The following is a 21,575-nucleotide window of genomic DNA, read 5'->3' as shown; positions in this document are numbered from 1 at the left end:
CCAATTATACATGGAAAGAAAAGCACAACTTTAATCTAAATACCATACAAACGTTTAAATCCATCCCAACCGGAAACATTAATGAACTCACCCTAACTTTTGGGTATAATTATTCGTTTTAATTTTAACGGAAAGGAGTAAAAATCGAAAAACAGGCTTTAAAACAGTAGTAAACATGTAGCTAAAATATAAACCATGAAAAAATATAGCCTAGATCAAAGGTCTTTCATGTCAAAGATTATAAGGCCAAAGCTAGCGGCGAGGACAAAATGGTATAAAATATAAGAACAAAGGATGTTTTCCTTTGATTGCTCCGCACTAGTTGGGAAAAGTTAACATAGGCGCAAAACTTAAAATGATGATTGACAACTACCCCAAGGGGATCCCATGGGAGATCTGTTTTAAAAACAGGCCTAACTTAATTAAAGAAAGCCAACCAACGCCAAACACTACTATTTTTCATTAACCACAACCAATAACCCATACATTCACGCCTAAATTTTAAAAGTTTAAAATGCAGGGAGAGGATGATTTAAGAGGACTTGCCAAGATAATGGCCTTTATGCGTGCGGTCAGTATATTGATTATGTTGATGCACTTTTATTGGTTCTGTTACGGCTTCTTTGCCGAACGTGGATGGACACTGGAACTCATCGGTAAGATACTGACCAATTTCAACCGGACAGCCAGACTGTTTTCACATACACTCTATACCAAAATTTTTGCATTGGTATTGTTGGCTTTAAGCTGTCTGGGAACCAAAGGGGTAAAGAATGAAAAGATTATCTGGCCAAAAATCTACACCGCTTTAGCCATAGGTTTTATACTGTTTTTCCTAAACACTTCATTATTGAATTTATCAATGGGAATGGCTACTTTGCTTTATATCCTAACTACCGCTTTCGGCTATATAGCCTTGTTGATGGCAGGTGTCTGGATGCAGCGTTTGTTGAGTAACAACCTAATGGATGATGTCTTCAATAACGAAAATGAGAGTTTCCAACAGGAAATCAGGTTGATGGAAAACGAATATTCGGTCAACCTGCCTACGAAGTTTTATTACAAGGAAAAATGGAACAACGGTTGGATCAATGTGATCAACCCTTTCAGGGCAACCATTGTATTGGGAACCCCGGGTTCAGGGAAGTCTTATGCTATTGTCAACAATTATATCAAACAGCACATTGAGAAAGGTTTTTCCATGTATATCTACGATTTTAAGTTTGATGACCTTTCTACCATCGCCTACAACCATTTACTGAAACACAGCAATAAGTACAAAGTACCGCCGAAATTTTATGTCATCAATTTTGATAATCCGAGACGGAGCCATCGCTGTAATCCACTTAACCCGGATTTTATGACGGACATATCGGATGCTTACGAAGCGGCTTATACCATTATGCTTAATTTAAACCGTAGTTGGATACAAAAGCAGGGCGACTTCTTTGTGGAATCCCCAATAATCCTTTTGGCAGCGATTATATGGTTTTTGAAAATATACAAAAACGGAACGTTTTGCACCTTTCCCCACGCCATAGAGCTATTGAACAAAAAGTATGCGGATGTATTCACCATCCTTACTTCTTACCCTGAACTGGAAAATTACTTGTCGCCTTTTATGGATGCATGGAAAGGTGGGGCACAAGACCAGTTACAAGGGCAGATTGCTTCTGCTAAAATCCCTTTATCAAGGATGATTTCCCCGCAGCTTTATTGGGTAATGACAGGTGATGATTTTTCATTGGACATCAACAATCCTGCAGCACCTAAAATTTTATGCGTAGGTAACAACCCCGACCGTCAAAATATCTATTCCGCTGCCTTGGGCCTGTACAATTCGCGGATTGTTAAACTCATCAATAAGAAAGGGCAATTAAAAAGTTCGGTCATTATCGACGAGCTGCCCACAATCTATTTCAGGGGACTGGACAACCTGATCGCAACCGCCCGTAGCAACAAGGTAGCGGTTTGTTTGGGCTTTCAGGATTTCTCTCAACTTATACGTGATTATGGAGACAAAGAAAGTAAGGTCATCCAAAATACCGTTGGCAATATCTTTAGCGGACAAGTGGTCGGTGAAACTGCAAAAAGCCTTTCGGAACGATTCGGTAAGGTCTTGCAGAAACGCCAGAGTATGACCATCAACCGGAATGACAAGTCCACTTCCATATCCACACAACTGGACAGCCTTATTCCAGCTTCCAAAATTTCAACCCTAACGCAAGGGATGTTTGTGGGCGCCGTTTCGGACAACTTCGACGAACGTATTGAACAAAAGATCTTTCATGCTGAAATTGTAGTGGATAACGAAAAAGTGGCCGCCGAAACCAAAGCCTATAAAAAGATACCTGAGATTTTATCTTTTACTGATGAAAATGGGGAAGACCGTATGAAACAGGAAATAGAAGCCAATTACCGACAAGTGAAACGGGATATTGTACACATCATTGAAACCGAAATGGAACGTATCAAGAATGACCCGGATTTGCAACACTTGGTACAGCAAGAGTAATAGAAAAGCTGATTTAATGATAGCTTTTTTGGGATTACATAGCTCTTAACCCTACAGAAGATTTTTCTTGGGCAGTAGGATTAACCGTAATGGTTTCTTCCTGGTTTTCATCGTCTTCTTTAGGTTCAGGGGCAATGGATAACTGTATCTTCCTTTCAACGGCTGCCAGTTCCGTTTTCAGTTCGTTTAGTTTTTCTTCCTTGGGCCACACACCGCCCACCACTTCCTGAAGGATGGGAAGGTCTTTTTGAAATTCCGCTATGCTCTTTTGTTCCTTTTCGATATAACCGGGGATCTTTTCCAGTGCATTTAGAAAATTCCTCACCGCCAATTTAGGGTCACCTGCCATAATCCCATTGTTGTAGGTATATTTGATATTGCCCTCTCCCTGTACCATAAAACGGTTGACCTTTATGTCCATACCTTCTTTTTTGGACATTTCGGTTTTTACCAGCAGGCTAAAGCCATACAAACTACCGATTTCTTCATACTGCCCTCCGGTGCGTGCTTTGTCCGCAACCTGATTGAGCTTAGCGCCGATCTGTTTGACATCGGCATTGGGCGGTAATCCGTTCAACTGAACAGGGTTTAAAAGGGTGCTGTCCGGGTGTTTCCGTACACGACCTTGCAGGTTTTCCCAATCGGTGCTCATCCGTTTGAGCCTATTTTGGGCAGATTCAAGCATCTGTGTCAGATCATTCAGTTTGTACTTCGACCTGAATTTGGAACGATTGAACCTCTTCTTCTCACTTTCCAGGCTTGCCATCTGCTTTTCCAGTTTGGCTTTGTTCAACAAGTCCGTGTTCCCGGAAAGGATGGCCACGTACTCCGAAAAGTTCATACCGGTCTTCTCGTCCATCGCTCCCTCATCAATGGTGCGTTTGCCCAGGTTATTACTTTTCAACTGGTCGATGAAAAGCTGCTTGTTGAACAATACATTGAACTTATAACTGTCCAGTGATTTTTCCACGGCATAAATGAACACAGCTACCTTATTGTCCGCAAAATGTTTGGCGATCTCATTTCCGGTACGTATGCCACGCCCGTCCCGTTGTGCCAAGTCACTTGGTCGCCACGGGATATCCAAATGATGGAGGGCTACTGCCCGTTTCTGTCCGTTTACCCCCGTGCCCAGCTTTTCGGTAGAACCCATAATGACCCTTATCTTTCCCTCATTGATATCCTTGATGAACGCTTTCCGCTGTTTTTCATTTTTGGCTTCCTGCATAAACCGAACCTCGTGGGCAGGGATGCCGTGATCTTCCACGAGTTTGCGTTTCAGTTCTAAGTACACGTTCCACTGCCCGGATTTATAAGTTCCGAGGTCGGAGAATACAAACTGTGTCCCTTTTTGCCCATTGAATTTGTTATAATATTGGGCAATGGTACTAGCACAGTGTGAAGCCTTGTTATCGGGATGGTCTTCATATTTGCTACTGATCATCCGCATATCCAGCGACATTTTTCGGGCATAGTTAGTGGCAATAAGCATCTTAGCCTTTTCCTCCCGGGCATTCAATGGTGGTCTGCCCAGTAGCCGCGCATCCCCATTTTTGGCAAACTGCATCAACTTGTCGATAAAGACTTCCTGCTGCGGTGTTGGCGGGATGTGGTAGAGGATTTCGTTCTTTTCCGGACGGTCTATACCAATATCTTTGGCCGTGCGGTAATCGGTAATTTCCGAATAGAACTGTGCCAGTTCCGGAACCTTGATAAAGTAGCGGAAACGCTCTTTGGAGACAATATTATTGGCAACTGAAAACTCATAGTCCGTGGTCTTCCTTGCATAGATAGCAGCCCAGGCATCAAAACAATTGATGCCCTGTTTCTCCATAGCTTTTGGACGAAGGTATTTAAAGAGCAGGTACAGTTCCGTGAGCGAGTTGCTAATGGTCGTACCCGAAAGGAAGGTAGCCCCTAAATCCTTTCCGGTACGTTGCTGTATCGTTCTGATGGCAAAAAGCAGGTTCAGTGCCTTTTTGCTTCCCTGCATATTGCCCAATCCGGCAACACGATCGTGGCGGGTATTGAACATCAGGTTCTTGAACTTATGGCTTTCATCCACAAACAGGTGGTCAATCCCCATCATCTTGAAATCCACAACGTCATCTTTTCTGTTTTGGATGTCGTGTTCCAAGGTTTTGAGCTTGACCTCCAGGTTTTGTTTACGGACAATCACGCCCTTGAGCATCCCCCTTGAAATCTCTTTTCCCTGTGCTTCCAATGCGTTAAGGTTGTCCTCTACATTTTGCAGTTCGGCTTCCAGAATTTCCCTCTGCATTTCCGGGGATTGTGGTATCATTCCGAACTGATCGTGGGTAAGGATGATACAGTCCCAATCGTTGTTTTTGATATCCCCAAAAATCCGCAACCGCTTTTTCGGGGTAAAGTCATTCTTTCCGGGGTACAATATCTTGGCGTGGGGATAGGCCTTGCGATAGGTTTCCGCGATTTCGTGGACATTGGCTTTCAATCCGATGATCATCGGCTTATGGGTCAGCCCCAACCGTTTCATTTCCTGTGCGCCCGTACACATAATCAGTGTTTTTCCGGTACCTACTTCGTGGTCGCAAATACCACCACCGTTGAGCTTCAGCATCCATACGGCATCTTTCTGGCTGGCATACAAATCTTCAATACCTAATGTCTTACGGTCAAGTCCCGGGAATTCCTGATGGCTGCCATCGTACTGCGGACGGACAAAACAATTGAACGTATCGTTGTACCGATCGGTCAACCGCTTTTTAAAATCATCGTTTTGAGCGTGGAGCCAATCGCTAAAAGCCGTGCGTATCTCGTCAATTTTGGTGTTGGCCATCTGTATGGCTTCCATATCCCGGACTTTTACCTCTTTGTCACCGACAGTTACCTTTTTGGTAATATTGGGCGTGGTATTGATCAAGGCGTATTTCAATAACACGATACCGTCATAGGTACGGCTTTGGGACTGTATGGCATATTTTTCCCAAATATGGACGTTCTTGCCAGTACAGGAAATCGAAAAATCGTCCGTGCTTTCCGAATAATGGATGTTTACCTCTGTATTGAACAGGTAGGAAGCAAAGCGGGCATAAACCCCGGAAGGTATCCAACGCTCCCCAAGGTTAAAATCCAGTTCTTCAAACTCGATATGCCTTGGACGGGCTTCCTCCAAGGCTTTGAGGCTTTCTTTGGTCTCGGTATCGGCAGGGTGGTTTTCTATGTATTTTGTTACTGCTTGGGCTTTTTCCACCACGTTGCCCGCTATCCAACGTTCAGCAATGTCATATTCCTTTTTTAAAGGGTTGTAGAAAATGCGCCCGTGCAGTTCTTCTTTCAAGGTATCGGAAGACATTCCACTTATTTGGGACATAAATTCCAGATCAATGGTTCCGTACCGGTTAAGGGAAGCAGATAATGCTTCATCGGGATTCCCAGCGGCCAGTGCCGTTGTGGAGAAACTGACCGGTTGCTGGAAAATATCGGCTTTATGGATGACACCGCCCACTACACGTTCTAGATAAGGTATTTCATTTCCGGCACTATCGGTTTTGATGAGTTTGATGTTATCGGCACGATTCAGATTGCCATAGCGTTTTACAAAAGCATCGTACAGTTCATTGAGTTTTTTCCGTGCTTCCTGTTGCTCGGTCTGCTCCTCAGCTTCTTTTTGATAAAGGTTAAGGTACACATCCCTTACTTCGATATAGGCCTGTGCCTTAGATTTCTGTAAAGACGGCAACCGCAATGGGTGGAACATCGCATTTCCCCTATCTATATCAATATTTTTCAGGTAACCCACAATTCCTTTATCCGTTACGAGGCATTCATTGCGGTAAAAATCTTTCAGTTCTCCCGTATATGGGGTCGGTTCGGGAGCAGTATTGGTAACGGTTGGTTTTCCTGTCTGACCATTATCGGTCATTCCCGAAAACAGGTTTCCAAAAGTTTCCTTTTTTTTGCCGGATGCTTTTTTTCGGGAGGTGTTTTTGTTTTTTATTTGTTTGAAGACGGCTTGATTGTTCGATATAACTGCTTCGTCTATGGGGTTTTCAAGCTGGTCAAAAATACTCAATTGTACACCTTGGGATGTAATAGGGGCATCAGTTGCTTTTGTAGAAGGAGTTTGTGATTTTTTTTGTGTTAGAATGGCTTCTGTTTTTAAAGTCGTGGCGGTTGTCAGTGTTGCCTGAACATTGCCCACAGCTTCAATATTCTTTTCTCCTTTGTACAATGAAATGTCCAGACGCTTGGCAACATCTTCCAAAAGCATTTTTTGTAGGTCTTTGGAAATTCTCTCTACGCCATCACGGTGGGTATAGATCAGGGCAGGCTTTCCGTAAGGATTGGTATCCAATTTTTGGTCGGTATGGATAATCCTTGTATTGTCCTGAAAGAAAGCATTGCCCGGAGTATTGAACTGTGTCGGTTTGCTTTGGCATAACAGTTCTTCGGTTTCGGTCAGGTTTTGTTTTTCTGTATTCTTCTGTAGGATAATCAGGTCGCTACCGACTTCTGTACCTGCATAATCCGTAAACAGGTTATTGGGCAGTCTAATGGCTGAAACCAAATTATTGTTCTGCATCAATGCCCTGCGTATGGGTTCGTTCTTAGGGCTGTTTAAAACACCTTGCGAAGTGATAAATGCCAACAAACCACCCTCACGGAGCATATCGGTTCCTTTCAGGAAAAAGTAATTATGGATACTTCGGGCGGCCTGTACTTTTGCCGTGTCCCTGCTTCGGGAATAGGAAAGGTCGAAAACGGACGTATCCCCGAAAGGGATATTACTGGCTACTGCATCATAACTGTTTTGTTCCCTTTCGGGGATTTCTTCAAAACCACTGATATGGATGTTACTTTCAGGATAAAGCTGCTTTAAAATCTTGCCAGTAAGCAGGTCTTTTTCGTAAGCTGTAACATTTGCCGATTGGTTTTCTGAAAGGGATTCTATAAATGAACCAACACCTGCGGAGGGTTCCAAAAAATTGTCAATGTTCAGACCCCTATCACGCAATGTAGTGTAAATAGCTTCGATGACCTGTGGCGGTGTATAGAATGCGGTCAATACAGAGCTGCGCATACTGTCCACATACCTTCGGTATTGCTTTTCGTCCTTGGCATTTTCTTTTAACAGTTGATGGAGTTCCTGGGTAAGTGGAAAGAGTTCGTGCTCGGTTTTCCGCCAATAGTTGATATCTGTTTCATTCGCTATGGGGTTCAACACGAATTTAAGACCACCAAATCCGCTGTATTCTTCCAAGAGCATTCTTTCTCCTACACTGGCCTGCCGTTTCTCTTTTTCAAGTTTAAAAGCGAGCCTCAGGGCTTCGATGTTTTGCCTGAGATGGTAACGCTTATTGAAGCCCATTTTCCTCGATCCAGATGGCTATGGCTCCCGTCAATTCCGTATAGAGCAGTTCATAATCCGTACTGTAGGCAAAATCATCGGTAAGTTCATAGGTATTGAATACCGGCTCACAGACCGAAAGCATTCTGATGGCAAAAGGGCGTAATTCCTCATCGGCCATAACAGTGTCAAACTCATTACAGACCACTTGAAAAACAGTATCGAATTTGGAAAAATGCAGGCCTTCAAAAAGGATGTAATCAGCTATTTCATTACATTGCTCTATGGAGTTTCCGGCAATAAAGGCTCCTTCATAAGCATTGGCAGCCCAAGAAGCTCGTTGGTTAATAAAGGAGGTATCCCAGGCTATTTCCGGGAAGCTGGCATGTAATAGTTCCTCTAATTGTAACTTGAAATACGACAGGTCTTTTTGTGGTGTGTCCATATGGTGTTTTGTTTGAAATTTTATTTGAAGCCTAAATTAGAATAGGGAGTAAAGTCCTTCATGGAAGTGGTAGGGTTTGGCAGTGAAAGGGCACTTTTGACCCTATGGGTTTTTTACATCGATTAAAAAAGTTTATTTTCGCCCTCATAATTTTAAAACATAAACAGATGAAAGAACTAATCGAAAAGATCAGTACAGAGTTTGAAGCGTTCAATACAGATGCAGCATTACAATCAGAAAACGGAAACAAAGCCGCTGGGACCAGGGCACGTAAATCATCACTGGCACTGGAAAAACTATTGAAGGAATTCAGAAAAACTTCTGTAGCAGAATCTAAAAAATAGAAAGAACAAACCCTCTGAAAATCCAGAGGGTCCTTTTGTTATCGTTGGGAAAGTTTTTGAAGTATTTTACCGGCTTCAATATCCATTCTCGAAAAGGCAAACCACTTTTTACCCAGGTCTTTGAGTGAAGCCCCGATGTGGTATAGCTCCGTTCCGTCAATGATGAGGAAGCGGTCGTGGGCATCCGAAAAGGTTTCAACTTCAACCGAAGGATATTGGTTGTTGTACCGTTGTACATCCAGTTGTAATTGTTTATTAATGCTTTTGGTATAAATAGTGGCTGATACTGATTGGTTACGCTTTCCGAGCAAGGTCAGTACCGTATCGTCCACATAATTATCAATAAGGATGATAGAGCTTTTGGCATTGCGGATGATGTCCGATACAAAGGCATAGGCATCAAAAACCTGCCCGTCATAAAAAATTCCTTTTTCGCTGTGGAGCTTATCGCTTTCCAGGGCTTTAAAGATTTCTTCAAATTTCTGGTCGGCTTCCAGTTGTTTCAGTTCCATCTTGTCCAAGCGATGAAACAGGGAGGCATTACCGATAAGCATCCTTCGCATCTCTACAAAGGTTTCCATAATTTCAACACTGACTTTAATGGCAATTTTGGACCGGAGTACGGCAGAAGCCATTGCCACTCCCGACTCCGAAAAAACCATTGGAAAATAACGCCTTCCTCCGTGGTTCGAACTTGAGGTGCCAAATTGGAACCTCAAGTTTTCAACTTCCTCTTCAGTCAATTGAAAGCAGAACGAGTCCGGGAACCTTTCTATGTTTCTTTTCACGGCTCGATTGAGGTTCTTTGTCTCCACTTGATATAACGAAGCGAGATCGCTGTCCAACATCACTTGTTTACCACGTATGGTATAAATCAGGGTTTTGATTTTTTTGGGCGCAATGAGCGGTTTCTTTTCCATTACTTTTTGTAGGTTTTATTTTTTTCAAATTCAAAGGAACTTTCAGCTTTATCATCCAATATAATGTAGGCATTGAACTTTTTTCCCGATCTGCTTTTCATCCCTTTGATAAGTGAGGTTTTGCCTTTGCTCACAAGGCTTTCTATATTGGTCATACCGATTTGCACCCCGCACACTTTGCGAAACTGTAGCCAGTTGCACCCTTCACCAGGACATTTCACGATTTTGTCCCAGATAACCAAATGCCGGTTTTTACATTTTGGGCAAACCAGTTTGGGCAAGTTGTCTTTGGCAATAGAAGTTTGTAACAGTTCGTCGGTAATGGATGCGGCATAGGTTTCCATTTCCTTTTGAAAAGCTCTGGCATCAGCTTCGTTATTCTCGACTTTTTGTAAGGCCAGTTCCCATTCGGCGGTCATGGCTACATCGGCAATTTTCCTGTCCTTGACCAACTCGTACACCTGTAATCCTTTCTCAGTGGGGATAAGTGACTTCTTTTGCTTGCATATATACTGGCGCTTGAAAAGTGTTTCTATGATTGCTGACCGTGTAGCAGGTGTACCGATTCCTATGTTTTGCAAGGCTTTCCGTTCTTCTTTTCCCTCAATTTGTTTTCCGGCAGTTTCCATTGCGGATAACAAGCTTGCTTCAGTATAAAGTGCAGGCGGTTTGGTCTTTTTTTCCAATACGGAGACTTCTTTGATTTTGAGTTCATCATTCTTTTTTAATTGCGGAAGCTCTTGCACAGTTCCAGAATCTTTATCGGAAAAATTACCCCTTATGGTCCGCCATCCGGGTGTTAGTATTTTACATCCCCTTGTTGTAAACTCATAGTGCAGTACCTGTAAAACAATATCCGTTATTTCTTTATGGCAAGCATCGGATAGGGACTCCAGCAAGCGAAAGGCAATCAGGTCATAAACCGCATTTTCCCTGGCGGATAAAGCAGAAGGGATTTTTTCCGTGGTCAACAGTCCGTGATGGTCCGTTACACGTAAATCATTTACCATACGTTTATTGAACTGGCCCCACTTCATTCTGGATACATCCTGTCCGCAAGTTTCCCGATCCTGTAATGCCCTTGCAAGACTTGGGATTTCTGTCCAGATATCCTCCGGAATATACTTGCTTCCGGTTCTGGGATAGGTGATGAATTTCTTTTCATAGAGGCTTTGGGCAATGTTCAGGGTTTCTTTTGCTGAAAGGTTCAACTTTTTGTTGGCTTCTTTTTGCAGGCCTGTCAGATCAAAGAGCAAGGGCGGTTGTTCCGTAACGTTTTTGGTTTCTACGGATGTGATGGTAGCCTTACCGTTCCTTTCAATAGCCCTTAACGCGTTTTCTACTTGTTTTTTGTCTTCCCATTTGGTTTTGGAAAGGCTTTTAAAGGTGATAAATTCCTTTTGGTGCCTCAATTGGATTTGCCAGTATTTCTGTACCGAAAATTTCTTGTTTTCCAGATACCGCCTGCATATCAATGCCAACGTTGGTGTTTGTACCCTACCAAGCGAGTAAATACCATTACCTGCGGCAATGGAGAGGGCTTGTGTAGCATTGATGCCCACCAACCAGTCGGCACGGTTTCTGCCTTGCGCGGCCCGGTACAATCCATCAAAATCGCTTCCGGGCTTTAAATTGTCAAAGCCCTGCTTAATGGCTTTTTCAGTCAGGGAGCTGATCCACAGTCGCTCAAAAGGTTTGTCGCATTTAAGGCATTCATAAATGTATCGGAATATCAGTTCCCCCTCACGTCCGGCATCGGTAGCGGCGATGATGGAGTCACAACCATTAAAGAGCAGTTCGATAACCTTCAGTTGCTTTACCGCCCTCGGATCAGCATTGTGCAACTCTCCCTTTTTTACTTTTCGTACCGTTAGTTGGAACGGATCAGGCAAAATAGGCAGGTTTTCTTTTCTAAAGCCGGTCAATCCATAATCTTCCGGCATTTCCAGCCCTATCAGATGCCCAAAAGCCCAGGTAACTTGATAACCATTACCCGTTAAATAGCCATCCTGTTTTTCGGAGGCTCCCAACAAGCGGGCGATTTCCCGAGCCACGCTCGGCTTTTCTGCAATCACTGTTTTCATACCATATTGTTTTTATGGACTACATTTTTCTGCCTTTGGATTTTGCAGGGGCTTTTGGTTTTTGTTGCTCTTGCTGTTCTTTGCTGTCAGGGTTCTTTTGTCCCGATTTTAAAGGCTTTTTGATGTTCTTGGTCGCCTCATTGGTTTTACCTTCCGAATTGACCGCTTTCTGTGTTTTATGAGCTTCAGTGGGTTGCACCTGTACTTTGATTTTATTTGGGTTTTTGAACGAAAAGCCTGTTTTACCTGTTTCCTTGTTGTAGGTAATATACCCTTGGTACTTTTGCCCTTTTTTATCTACCAGACCACTTATATAAACAGTTTGGCCATCCTTGAACTTTTCATATTGCTTATCGGTAAGTTCTTTTCCTCTGAAGGTTCTTGGAACTTCATGGGATTGGTTCTGCTGATTGCTTTGTACTTGTTTCTTCACATTGTTCCTGTCAAAAAGAAACTCTACATAGCGTTTGTCCGCATTGAACTGTACCGTTGCATTGAACGGGGTTCCTTTTTTGGAAATCATTCCCTCTAAATGGAGGGGCTTACCTTCCTGTAAAGTCTGTTTTTGTTCTTCGTTGAGAGTGATTCCTTTGATTTCGTCGGGGATTTTCATCCACTCCGTGCGCAGGGCGACCAATTCATTGGTCAATCGGTCCACGCTGATAATGGATGGAATGGTTTCCCCTGTTTTGGGATTGGTCAGGTTCACCACACGTCCCATATTCCCTGTATCCAATAAGTTTTCCTTATCTTCTTTGCTGAACTCGTGGCCGAAAAATGGAAAGTCCAGATTGGGTTCTTTACGGATCCCGTGGATGGCACCGACTACTTTCCCTTCACTGTTTTGTTGCAAAGACAAACGGGCATCCATCCGTATGACCGCCGTTCCCAGATTAACGCTGACAGGCACCAATTGATTTGTTTTGTACCCTTTTAACAGGGGGTCGAGCAAATTTTTCTTTTCGAGACGTTCCTTGCTCAACCCCAGGTTGGCCATAGTCTCCCAATCAATTTGCTCTGGCTGGTAACGGTACCCATTGGTTTTGGGTGTTTGCGTTGTTTCTTGTTTTGTTTCCATAGTATTCTGATTTTCTTGTGTTATATCTTTTTGTGGTTCCGGGTTTATTTCATATTGATCCATTAATTGCTTGCCCTCTTTGGTAGGGGCTTTTAAGTGCTTTTGAATTTGCTTTGCTGTTTCTGTGGCAAGGGCTCGTGGCACTTTGAAAAATGAAAAATCGGTAGGGTTCTTCAATTGGCTGTAAAAATTGGAAAAGAAATTGGAGATGAAATCCCCATGCCTGTCCACACGCATAAACTGGTTCTGGTTTTTTTTGGTAGGGTCAACAGTTTCCAGTTTGCCATCTTCGTCCACCCCCTTTACGGCCTGGATTTTTTTCTTTTCCTTATCGAGAACCAGTAAGATGTCCGATAATTGTTCCGGGGTATTCTGATTACCTAAAATTTCTTCACCCATAATTTTATATTTTGAGTTTCATCCAGACGAAAGTAAAAGGTGCCATCATAGCTATATAAATATTGGCGCTCATTGGCAGTATTTGTCATTTGCTGGCTTTCTTCTTGGAAGATGATGCCGTAAAACTCTCCCTGATGAACTGGTGCACATCCGAAAGTTTATAATAGAGTTTCCCACTGATGGTGTAATACGACAGCTTTCCGGAAGACCGGTAACGTTGCAAAGAGCGGTTACTTATTTTGAGCATCTGGAGCAGGTCTTGGTTGTCCAACAATTCTTCCCCATCAATACTGTTCCAGTTTCTTTGCGTATCCCCTATGCGGTCATCCAGCATATCAAACCGGCTCATAATGCGTTCCATCCAATTGATAAATTCCATTCTGTCAATATTCATATGGGCAGGACTTTAGGATTACTTTCTTTAATTATCGAGTTTCTTTCAATGTCTATGATTTCCATTTTTAATGATTTATTGCGTTTGAATAGGCAAAATTGAAGAAGAGCTATAAATTATTCTTACAAGGAAAAGCCAAGCAACAACCAAGTAAATGTCATTTTTAACAATTTTTAACACTTATGTAAATCACTGTTTGTTAGTTAATTGTGTTTTTTTAGAATTATTTATTGGCGAGTGGATAGGTATTGCCAATGGGTACTTTATGGGTAAGGAAAATTAAAAAGCAGCTATGCATTTGATAAGGGTCTGTCAGGCATAACTGCTTAATGAACTGGAAAGTAAAAGTAGTTGCTCATAAATTTTTGTCCATATATTGTTCTAAAGATTTTTTCAAATGATTTAAAAATATGGTTCTGTCATCTGCACGGTCTTTCATACGATGAAAGGCATGGTGGATATCTCCCAATTGAACGCTGAACAATTCTTGAAATAGGATACTTAACTTCTTTAGGCTTATACGGCCATTGGAAATAGAACCGGTAACATGAAGAGCATAGAGCAGTTCAATCAGGGCATTTTTTGAATCAGTCCAACGAACTTTCCCATTTTCAAATGGCATGACTGTGGTTAACGTACCTGGATGATTGTAAGGCTCTATTTTTGAAAGGAGATAGGTATAAAGTAATTCATTGGCAATGATGCGTGCGATTTTGTAGTCGTAATAGGTCGAAAAATGGGTGTCTATCTCAAAGACAAAACTGTTCAACCCATCATAAAAATTGATATGCCCCAACCTAAAATAGATTTCGTCCTTATCAGTTCGGCCAGATCGGTAATATCTATAGAAATTAGAATTCAGGATATGAACTTTAAATTCCCTTTTTAAATCCTTCATATGGTTGGAATAGTAGGTGTTGTACAGCTTTCCATTGCTCACGGGACGGGTTGTTTCTATTCGCGAAAGCTTGTTGTAATAAACGAGCTTACCCAGGATTTTTGGTTTTATCTGCTTGAAAAAACTAATTTCTTCTCGCATGTCTGAGAATCCTTGCCTTAATACGTGGGTTTTCAGTTCATTAAGTAAATCCTTGGTGAAAATTATCATTTTGTACGTTTCATCAATAATGTTGTCACTGTAAAAGCTCACATTTTTTTCTTTTGATTTGATGCGTTCTAGTGCTTCTTGGTAAATAGAATTTGTCATAATTAATTTAAATTTTAAGTGAATAATGCTTGAAACATTCAACTTAAAAATTTTATTCTCCAATTAGAGAATTAATTAAATAAATCTATATGTTTATAGCTAACAAAAGCACATAAAAAATATTTCATTAATTTTTGAGGCTCTTTTAAACTATTAAGTTTTTGAGCTTTAATTGAAAGAATAAGGATTCAACCTTGCTTTTTAATTTTATAGATTGTGTGTCTATATAAGAAGAGAAAATGAAGAAATAGGATGGTTGTGTATTAAATTTTGTGATTTTAGTAGTTATCAAAAGAAGGCAGTAAACAACATTACTAAACCCTTAACTGCAATGATTACCCAACTTGCAAACTATTTTTAGCGTTTCTCATCTTTTTTTGAAAAAAAACCAAATAAGTTTTTTCCATTCAGGTCGGTTAAAATTCTTGGCAGAGTAGTCTTCACAGTAAATGCCTTTGACTTCGATATTGTTGTACCTGCAATATTTCAGTAAGCGGTCTTCCTGTTCGGGTAAGGAGTATCCCTTTCTCTTTTGTTCGTCCGTGCTGACAAGGACATATAAGTAAGCTGTTTTCATTTGAATTAATGTAATTGTTTGAGGTTTAAGGTTAGTACTTCTTATTGAATTTCAAAATACTGACAATCAATAAATAACGAAATGAATCTATCCGACCGTATAATTTGAAATTATTCAAAAGAATTTCTCTATACAATGCAGCAATTAGTAAAAGGATAGACATAGATTGTTACTAATTCAAACTACAAAAAACAATCTGTTGACAGATAAAACAGCAGGATGTCTGCTGAATGCCTCTAGGGGAAGTCATTTGGTGGTGAAAAAGTAAATGGGTATTCCTTTTTGTATTTAATGACAAGAGGATTTTTTTATTTAATATTTTAAATTTGAAAATCTCTACAAAATAATTTTATTTAAATAATGAAATTTTTCATACCTTTGTAGTGAATTTGAAATAATCTACAAATTAAATGAAGGTAAAATTAGGGGACATTGCTCAATTGCAATTTGGTTTATATGTAAAACCTAAGAATGTTGGAGATGCGGTCTATTTGCAAGCCAAGCATTTTGATGATTGGGGCAATCAAATAGATGAAGTTGATACTTTCGTTGAGATAGACCAAAAAAAGAAAGCTCACCTTCTTGAAGATGGGGATATTTTACTAGTTGGAAAAGGAATGAGGAACTTTGCTTGGACTTACAACAGGGAATTTGGCCCGGCAATAGCGTCTTCAATATTTTTTGTTATCAAACCTGATCCATTAAAGGTGATACCTGAATTTCTGACTACATTATTTAATATGCCTCAAACACAGGCTTATTTTCAGACTCTTGGTGTAGGGAGCTCTATTCCTTCCATTCGTAAATCTGAATTGGAAGCTTTTACAGTAAAGCTTCCTTCCTTGGAATTACAACAAAAAGCAATTGCTATTAAATCTTTGCATTATAAGGATATGGAAATATCAAAGCAGATTATTTCAGAAAAACAAAAAGTATATCAAGCCATCATTAAAAATATAATTTATCAAAAAGCATGATTAAAAAACCGATTACACAGAACGAGATTAACAATATTGTTTGGAAGGCATGTGACACATTTAGAGGTGTTATTGATCCATCCCAGTACAAGGATTATATCCTGACTATGCTTTTTGTAAAATATGTTTCAGATGTATGGAAAGATAAAAAGAATTTCTATGCAGAGAAGTATAGTGGTGATGAAATAAGAGTACAAAGAGCATTAAAGAATGAGCGTTTCCAGTTACCCGATACTTGTACTTTCGACTATTTATTTGAAAACAGAAATGCTGCAAATATTGGTGAATTAATCAATACTGCTCTGGAAAGTATGGAGGATGCCAACCGAAGTAAACTGGAACGTGTATTTCGAAATATTGACTTCAATTCAGAAGCAAACCTTGGTCAGACTAAAGATAGAAACAGAAGGCTTAAAAATCTATTGGTTGACTTTTCTGCACTAGATTTACAGCCTTCACATTTAGAGGATAATGATGTTATTGGTGATGCTTATGAATATCTTATTGAAAAGTTTGCCAGTGATGCCGGAAAGAAAGCGGGGGAATTTTATACTCCTGCCCAGGTTTCGAAACTATTAGCTAAGCTGCTCAATCCCCAGCCGGGAGACCGTATCATTGATCCTACCTGTGGTTCAGGTTCATTGTTAATTAAGCTAGCTAAAGAGGTTGGAAATAAAAACTATTCTCTCTATGGTCAGGAAATCAATGGAAGCACCTGGGCGCTTGCTCGTATGAACATGTTTTTACATGAGATAGATGATGCTACTATTGAATGGGGAGATACTTTGAACAATCCTAAGTTGCTGGAAGAGGATAGCCTGCTTAAAGGAAATATAGTGGGAGCAAATCCTCCATTCTCATTAGATAAATGGGGAGCTGACAATGCTATTTCTGATCAGTTTAATCGTTTCCATAGAGGAACTCCACCAAAGAGCAAGGGGGATTATGCTTTTGTTTCTCACATGATTGAGTCTACGTATCACGACACAGGTCGGGTTGGGGTTATTCTACCTCATGGAGTGCTTTTCAGGGGAAGCAGTGAAAGTAAAATAAGAAAGCAATTAATTGAAGAAAACTTGCTGGAAGCGGTGGTTGGATTGCCAGCTAACTTGTTTTATGGAACAAGTATTCCTGCTGCTATCCTCATTTTTAATAGAGCAAAGGGAAAGAATAAAGATATCCTTTTTATAGATGCCAGTGAGGGTTATGAATCCAGCACAAATCAGAATCGTCTGCAAGATACGGACATAGATAAGATTGTCAATACATACCGCGCATTTCAAGAAGCTATTCCTTTGACTGGGGGTGAAAGTAAAGTGTTGGAAGAAAAATATGCGTATCGAGCCACTATTCAAGAAGTGGAAGAAAACGAATACAATCTCAACATACCTCGCTATGTAGATACATTTGAGGAGGATGAGGAGATTGATGTTGCTGCAACACAAAGCAATATCACAGAATTGAAAAAGAAGCTTGCAATAGTTGAAGGACAGATGAGTAAATATCTAAATGAACTGGGATTTTAAATGAGTAAAAATTTAAACATAGAAACTGATTCAAGCACTTTTCATTGGGTTGAAAGACCTCTGTTTGAAGTCTGCAATTTGAGTAAAGGAGAACAATTAAACAAGAAGCTTCTTGATGAATCTGGAATATACCCTTCATACAGTGGAGGAATTACTCCTTCAGGATATACTAATGAATGGAATACTGATGAGAATACCATTATTATTAGTGAAGGAGGAAATTCATGTGGATACGTCAATTTTATAACACAGAAGTTTTGGGCTGGAGGTCATTGTTATGTGGTAGATTTAAAGGATCATCAAGTTGACAAACAATTCTTGTTTCATCAACTCAAATTCAATGAAAAGAAAATTATGCGACTTAGGGTTGGTTCAGGTCTTCCCAATATTCAAAAAAAGGACTTAGCATTATTAAAGCTTAACTTCCCGCCTCTTGAATTTCAATCGAAACTTGCAGCTATTCTGTCATTATGGAATAAGGCCATTGTAGATACAGAACGACTACTAAGCGAATGTGAAAGAAGAAAGAAAGGGCTAAAGCAGCAGTTATTATCTGGTAAAGTAAGGTTTAGTGAATTTGCAAAAGACAAGTCATCTGTTAAAACACCCGCGGGTGAATTACCTGAAGATTGGGGACTAAAGCATATATCGGATATTGTTCAGCGTGTTAGAAAACCATTTAAGCCTGAACATGAAAAATTGTATCGGGAAATTGGCATACGTTCTCATTGCAAGGGAATTTTTCATAAAGAAAAAGTCACTGGAGCAAGTCTTGGCAATAAGTCTGTTTTCTGGATTCAACCAGATTGTTTTGTGGTCAATATTGTATTTGCATGGGAACATGCCATTGCTAAAACCACAAAAGCAGAAGCTGGTATGATAGCCTCTCATCGTTTCCCAATGTACAAGCCTAAAAAAGGCGTTCTTGATTTGGACTACCTTTTATACTACTTCAAAACAGCCAGAGGGAAACACCTTTTAGGTTTAGCCTCTCCTGGAGGAGCAGGACGAAACAAAACCTTGGGTCAGGGAGAGTTTGCCAAGCTAAAAATCCCTGTACCCTCTCTAGAAGAACAAAAAAAGATTGTATCGGTGCTTTCCGAGGCGGATAAAGAAATAGAGCTATTACAACAACAAATATATACCCTGAAAGAGCAAAAGAAGGGCTTAATGCAAAAGCTATTGACTGGTGAAGTGAGGGTTAAAATTGATTGATATGAGTGAAGTAAACGAAATAGCTACTGAACAATCAGAAACATTGGTTTCTGAAATCAAACATTTTGCTAATGGGCTACCCTATTGGGGAAGGTTTTTAGCTGCTAAAATTTTTGAAAATGAGGATATTGATGACGGAGTAATTGATGAAGCCTACGAATTGCTTTTGGAAGAGTTAGGTATAAAAGAAAGTCAAGGGCATGATGATATTACTTTTGAGAATCCTGATTTTACAGAAGGCTCTTATGGTACACAGGTTGTTTTTGAAAAACTGGAGAACATTGAAGGTGTAAACGCATTGTGTGAAGGGCAGCAAGTTCTGTTTGATGATAAATTTACTTTGATTTTTGGTGCAAATGGAGCAGGTAAATCGGGTTATGTAAGACTTCTGAAACAAGTTTTTCATTCTCGCTCTAGGGAAACCATAAAGCCCAATATAAATGAAGAAAATCCAAAAGACGTAAAAGCGAGCTTTACGTTTAAGAAAGATAATATTGCATTGCCTTTGTCTTACCCAACAGATGAAATTAACAGCGTATTTGAACAATTTGCTGTATTTGATGGCGATAGTGCTCAAAAGTATCTCAAAGAAAAAAATCGATTTAATTTCAGACCATCCGGTTTAAACTTCTTCGGAAAATACAATGTTGCAATAAATAAACTAGAGGCTAAACTCAAATCACATATTGAACAAAAAGATACCGAAAACAACCTAGAAGCATTATTTGAAGGTGAATCAGCTATTAAAGCCTTTGTACAAACTGTTTCTAAAAATACAACAGAGGAGCAAATTGCTCAATACACTCCTTTTTCAGACGAAGACAAGCAAAAGCAAGAACAGGTTGAAAAAGAATATGATGAGTTGAGCGTAAAGGTTAATTCGAGTAAAAAGGAAATTGAAGCTCTTGAAAAGGTAAAGGCACTCATTCCTCCTAAAATAAATGAATTAACAACCTTAAACACTCATTTTACAACTGAAAAACTAAACGAGTATAATAAGTTAATCACTGACCTTAAAGCTTTTGAAATACAAGCGAAAAGTGAAGGTGTAAGTAATTTTAGTACGGATAAATTAAAAGATATTGGCTCTACTGAATGGAAGTCGTTTATTTCTTCTGCGGATGCTTTTGCCAAGAAACAAAATCCTAACTACCCTGCAAATGATGAATCTTGTCTGCTGTGTCATCAACCATTAGGTGAGAATGCAAAAGATTTGATATTAAAGTACTGGACGTTTATAAAAAGTGAAGCCGAACAAAATCTGAATACTCATATTCAAACACTAACTTCTAAAATCAATGTTCTCAAAGGGTTGAATTTTGACCTTTTAAAAGAAGATAGTGTATTGGGAGCGTGGATAAAAACAAATCATGTATCCACTTATACCAACATTACAACTCAGTTGGATAAGTTAAATACATTGTGTGAGAACATTACTTCCGCTCTCGATAAACGAGAAACATTTCAAACCACTTCCATTGAAGTCAAAACAGATCAACTGACGACTTTAGAGACTGATATTGCAAATTCTGTTACGCAGCTTAAAAGTGATGAGCTGGTTACAAAGCTATCGAAATTGAAAAAGGAAAAGACCTTCCTACTCCACAAACAGAAGTACAATCAGCATTTATCTAAAGTACAAGACCTAGTAGCAAACCTAAAATGGGTTGACAAGGTAAATAAAGTCAAATATAAGAAACGAAAAGTTACCGATACCGAGAAGCTGCTTTCCAATAAATACTTCAATGATGAGTATGTGTTGGCTTTTAATGAAATCTGTGAAGAGCTGAATGGAAATTTTGGCATCACCATCAATCATACTGGTTCAGGAGGTACATCGTTCAGACAACTAGAATTAAAAGGAAATTCACCTTCTGCAATTTTAAGTGAGGGCGAGCAAAAGGTTATTGCCATTGCAGACTTTTTGGCTGAAATGAAAATGTCAGAAATTAATCAGGGCTTAATTTTTGATGATCCAGTAAACTCTTTGGATGATGATAGAAAAGAGATTATAGCGAAGTGTATTGCCAAAGAATGTACAACTAAGCAAGTAATCGTTTTTACACATGATAAGCCCTTCTTCCATCATGTAAGTAATGCTGTTGAGCAATTGGATTTGAGTTTTAAAAACCACATGATAGAAAGTGTTGGTAAGGTGTATTTAGATAATTCACCAAGAATTGAGTCAAAATATAAGAATACAGAAATACCGTATAGTCATTTAAGGCGTAGTCGAACAGCTTTGCCAGAGGAACGTGCTTTGATTTTAGCTCATGGCTTCGCTTCCTTAGCAACCTGCTACGAATATTTTGTTAAAAACAATATGCTTAGAAGTATTATAAGTCCATTTGATAAGCATATAAAGCTGTCTAAAATCAAGGAAATCAAATTAGATGATAACTTTTCTGAGAAGTTCGTGCAGCACTACGGCAATGTGTGTGATTTGAAAGAAGGGCACCTTCCTTCTGATAGTTATAGTAATCAAGAAATTAACTCTGACCTTCTAGAAGAAGAAATAAACAAATTGAATCAACTAAAGGAAGAGTATAAAAACATTTAAGATAT

General features: G+C 39.8%; 14 protein-coding genes. 6 read left to right on the top strand and 8 right to left on the bottom strand.

The genetic code is table 11. The annotated features are described in order from the left end of the window. Nucleotides 1–514: 514 nt before the first annotated feature. Nucleotides 515–2,515 (top strand): conjugal transfer protein MobC, encoded by a 2,001-nt coding sequence (gene mobC, locus OOZ15_RS06745; protein ID WP_265955221.1) that lies wholly within the window; start codon nt 515–517, stop codon nt 2,513–2,515. Between the two features lie 34 nt (nt 2,516–2,549). On the opposite strand, the gene OOZ15_RS06740 is transcribed toward mobC, so the two are convergent. Both OOZ15_RS06740 and OOZ15_RS06735 read right to left on the bottom strand, forming a co-directional pair. Next, complete coding sequence (locus tag OOZ15_RS06740; RefSeq protein ID WP_265955220.1) at nt 2,550–7,865, bottom strand: N-6 DNA methylase; 5,316 nt, start codon at nt 7,863–7,865, stop codon at nt 2,550–2,552. After that, a complete protein-coding gene (locus tag OOZ15_RS06735) occupies nt 7,852–8,289 on the bottom strand; it encodes a DUF1896 domain-containing protein (protein WP_265955218.1) in 438 nt (145 codons plus the stop codon). Before OOZ15_RS06735 ends, OOZ15_RS06740 begins: the two co-directional genes overlap by 14 nt. 167 nt (nt 8,290–8,456) lie before the next feature. On the opposite strand from OOZ15_RS06735, the gene OOZ15_RS06730 reads away from it, so the two are divergent. Further along, nucleotides 8,457–8,633 carry a histone H1 gene (locus OOZ15_RS06730; RefSeq protein WP_265955216.1) on the top strand — a complete coding sequence of 59 codons (177 nt, stop codon included), beginning with the start codon at nt 8,457–8,459 and terminating at the stop codon, nt 8,631–8,633. A gap of 38 nt (nt 8,634–8,671) precedes the next feature. On the opposite strand, the gene OOZ15_RS06725 is transcribed toward OOZ15_RS06730, so the two are convergent. The 6 genes from OOZ15_RS06725 to OOZ15_RS06700 all read right to left on the bottom strand — a co-directional run bounded on the left by OOZ15_RS06725 (nt 8,672) and on the right by OOZ15_RS06700 (nt 15,292). Further along, nucleotides 8,672–9,553, bottom strand: a complete 882-nt coding sequence (locus OOZ15_RS06725) for an ORF6N domain-containing protein (protein WP_265955214.1) — start codon at nt 9,551–9,553, stop codon at nt 8,672–8,674. Beyond that, the gene (locus OOZ15_RS06720) at nt 9,553–11,637 is read right to left on the bottom strand and encodes a type IA DNA topoisomerase (RefSeq protein WP_265955212.1); all 2,085 of its coding nucleotides are present in this window, start codon (nt 11,635–11,637) and stop codon (nt 9,553–9,555) included. The genes OOZ15_RS06725 and OOZ15_RS06720 overlap by 1 nt, the downstream gene beginning before the upstream one ends. Before the next feature lie 19 nt (nt 11,638–11,656). Then, nucleotides 11,657–13,114, bottom strand: a complete 1,458-nt coding sequence (locus OOZ15_RS06715; RefSeq protein WP_265955211.1) for a DUF3945 domain-containing protein — start codon at nt 13,112–13,114, stop codon at nt 11,657–11,659. Nucleotides 13,115–13,199: 85 nt separating this feature from the next. Then, entirely contained in the window at nt 13,200–13,508 is a 309-nt protein-coding gene (locus tag OOZ15_RS06710; protein WP_265955210.1) for a helix-turn-helix domain-containing protein, read from the bottom strand. A 355-nt stretch (nt 13,509–13,863) separates the two neighbouring features. Continuing rightward, complete coding sequence (locus tag OOZ15_RS06705) at nt 13,864–14,715, bottom strand: RteC domain-containing protein (RefSeq protein ID WP_265955207.1); 852 nt, start codon at nt 14,713–14,715, stop codon at nt 13,864–13,866. 367 nt (nt 14,716–15,082) lie between these two features. Then, nucleotides 15,083–15,292: a recombinase family protein gene (locus OOZ15_RS06700; protein WP_265955205.1), complete on the bottom strand. Its 210-nt coding sequence runs from the start codon at nt 15,290–15,292 to the stop codon at nt 15,083–15,085. 410 nt (nt 15,293–15,702) lie between these two features. Here OOZ15_RS06700 and OOZ15_RS06695 point away from each other — a divergent pair, with 410 nt between their 5' ends. Genes OOZ15_RS06695 through OOZ15_RS06680 form a run of 4 tightly spaced genes read left to right on the top strand, consistent with a single transcriptional unit; the run spans nt 15,703 to nt 21,570 of the window. Further along, nucleotides 15,703–16,269, top strand: a complete 567-nt coding sequence (locus OOZ15_RS06695; protein ID WP_265955202.1) for a restriction endonuclease subunit S — start codon at nt 15,703–15,705, stop codon at nt 16,267–16,269. Then, nucleotides 16,266–17,795 carry a type I restriction-modification system subunit M gene (locus tag OOZ15_RS06690; protein ID WP_265955200.1) on the top strand — a complete coding sequence of 510 codons (1,530 nt, stop codon included), beginning with the start codon at nt 16,266–16,268 and terminating at the stop codon, nt 17,793–17,795. Before OOZ15_RS06695 ends, OOZ15_RS06690 begins: the two co-directional genes overlap by 4 nt. Beyond that, nucleotides 17,796–19,010 (top strand): restriction endonuclease subunit S, encoded by a 1,215-nt coding sequence (locus OOZ15_RS06685; RefSeq protein ID WP_265955198.1) that lies wholly within the window; start codon nt 17,796–17,798, stop codon nt 19,008–19,010. Between the two features lies 1 nt (nt 19,011). Beyond that, nucleotides 19,012–21,570, top strand: a complete 2,559-nt coding sequence (locus OOZ15_RS06680; RefSeq protein ID WP_265955196.1) for an AAA family ATPase — start codon at nt 19,012–19,014, stop codon at nt 21,568–21,570. Nucleotides 21,571–21,575 lie beyond the last annotated feature (5 nt).

Origin of the sequence: Galbibacter kalidii (assembly GCF_026241135.1) — a bacterium.
Lineage (GTDB): Bacteria > Bacteroidota > Bacteroidia > Flavobacteriales > Flavobacteriaceae > Galbibacter.
The sequence above is the reverse complement of the archived record's forward strand: the minus strand, read 5'-3'. Positions and strand labels throughout refer to the sequence as shown.

Bases quoted from the DNA above. Each gene is read 5' to 3' on its own strand.
- mobC (WP_265955221.1), top strand. From the start codon at position 515: ATGCAGGGAGAGGATGATTTAAGAGGACTTGCCAAGATAATGGCCTTT.
- OOZ15_RS06740 (WP_265955220.1), bottom strand. From the start codon at position 7,865: ATGGGCTTCAATAAGCGTTACCATCTCAGGCAAAACATCGAAGCCCTG.
- OOZ15_RS06735 (WP_265955218.1), bottom strand. From the start codon at position 8,289: ATGGACACACCACAAAAAGACCTGTCGTATTTCAAGTTACAATTAGAG.
- OOZ15_RS06730 (WP_265955216.1), top strand. From the start codon at position 8,457: ATGAAAGAACTAATCGAAAAGATCAGTACAGAGTTTGAAGCGTTCAAT.
- OOZ15_RS06725 (WP_265955214.1), bottom strand. From the start codon at position 9,553: ATGGAAAAGAAACCGCTCATTGCGCCCAAAAAAATCAAAACCCTGATT.
- OOZ15_RS06720 (WP_265955212.1), bottom strand. From the start codon at position 11,637: ATGAAAACAGTGATTGCAGAAAAGCCGAGCGTGGCTCGGGAAATCGCC.
- OOZ15_RS06715 (WP_265955211.1), bottom strand. From the start codon at position 13,114: ATGGGTGAAGAAATTTTAGGTAATCAGAATACCCCGGAACAATTATCG.
- OOZ15_RS06710 (WP_265955210.1), bottom strand. From the start codon at position 13,508: ATGAATATTGACAGAATGGAATTTATCAATTGGATGGAACGCATTATG.
- OOZ15_RS06705 (WP_265955207.1), bottom strand. From the start codon at position 14,715: ATGACAAATTCTATTTACCAAGAAGCACTAGAACGCATCAAATCAAAA.
- OOZ15_RS06700 (WP_265955205.1), bottom strand. From the start codon at position 15,292: ATGAAAACAGCTTACTTATATGTCCTTGTCAGCACGGACGAACAAAAG.
- OOZ15_RS06695 (WP_265955202.1), top strand. From the start codon at position 15,703: ATGAAGGTAAAATTAGGGGACATTGCTCAATTGCAATTTGGTTTATAT.
- OOZ15_RS06690 (WP_265955200.1), top strand. From the start codon at position 16,266: ATGATTAAAAAACCGATTACACAGAACGAGATTAACAATATTGTTTGG.
- OOZ15_RS06685 (WP_265955198.1), top strand. From the start codon at position 17,796: ATGAGTAAAAATTTAAACATAGAAACTGATTCAAGCACTTTTCATTGG.
- OOZ15_RS06680 (WP_265955196.1), top strand. From the start codon at position 19,012: ATGAGTGAAGTAAACGAAATAGCTACTGAACAATCAGAAACATTGGTT.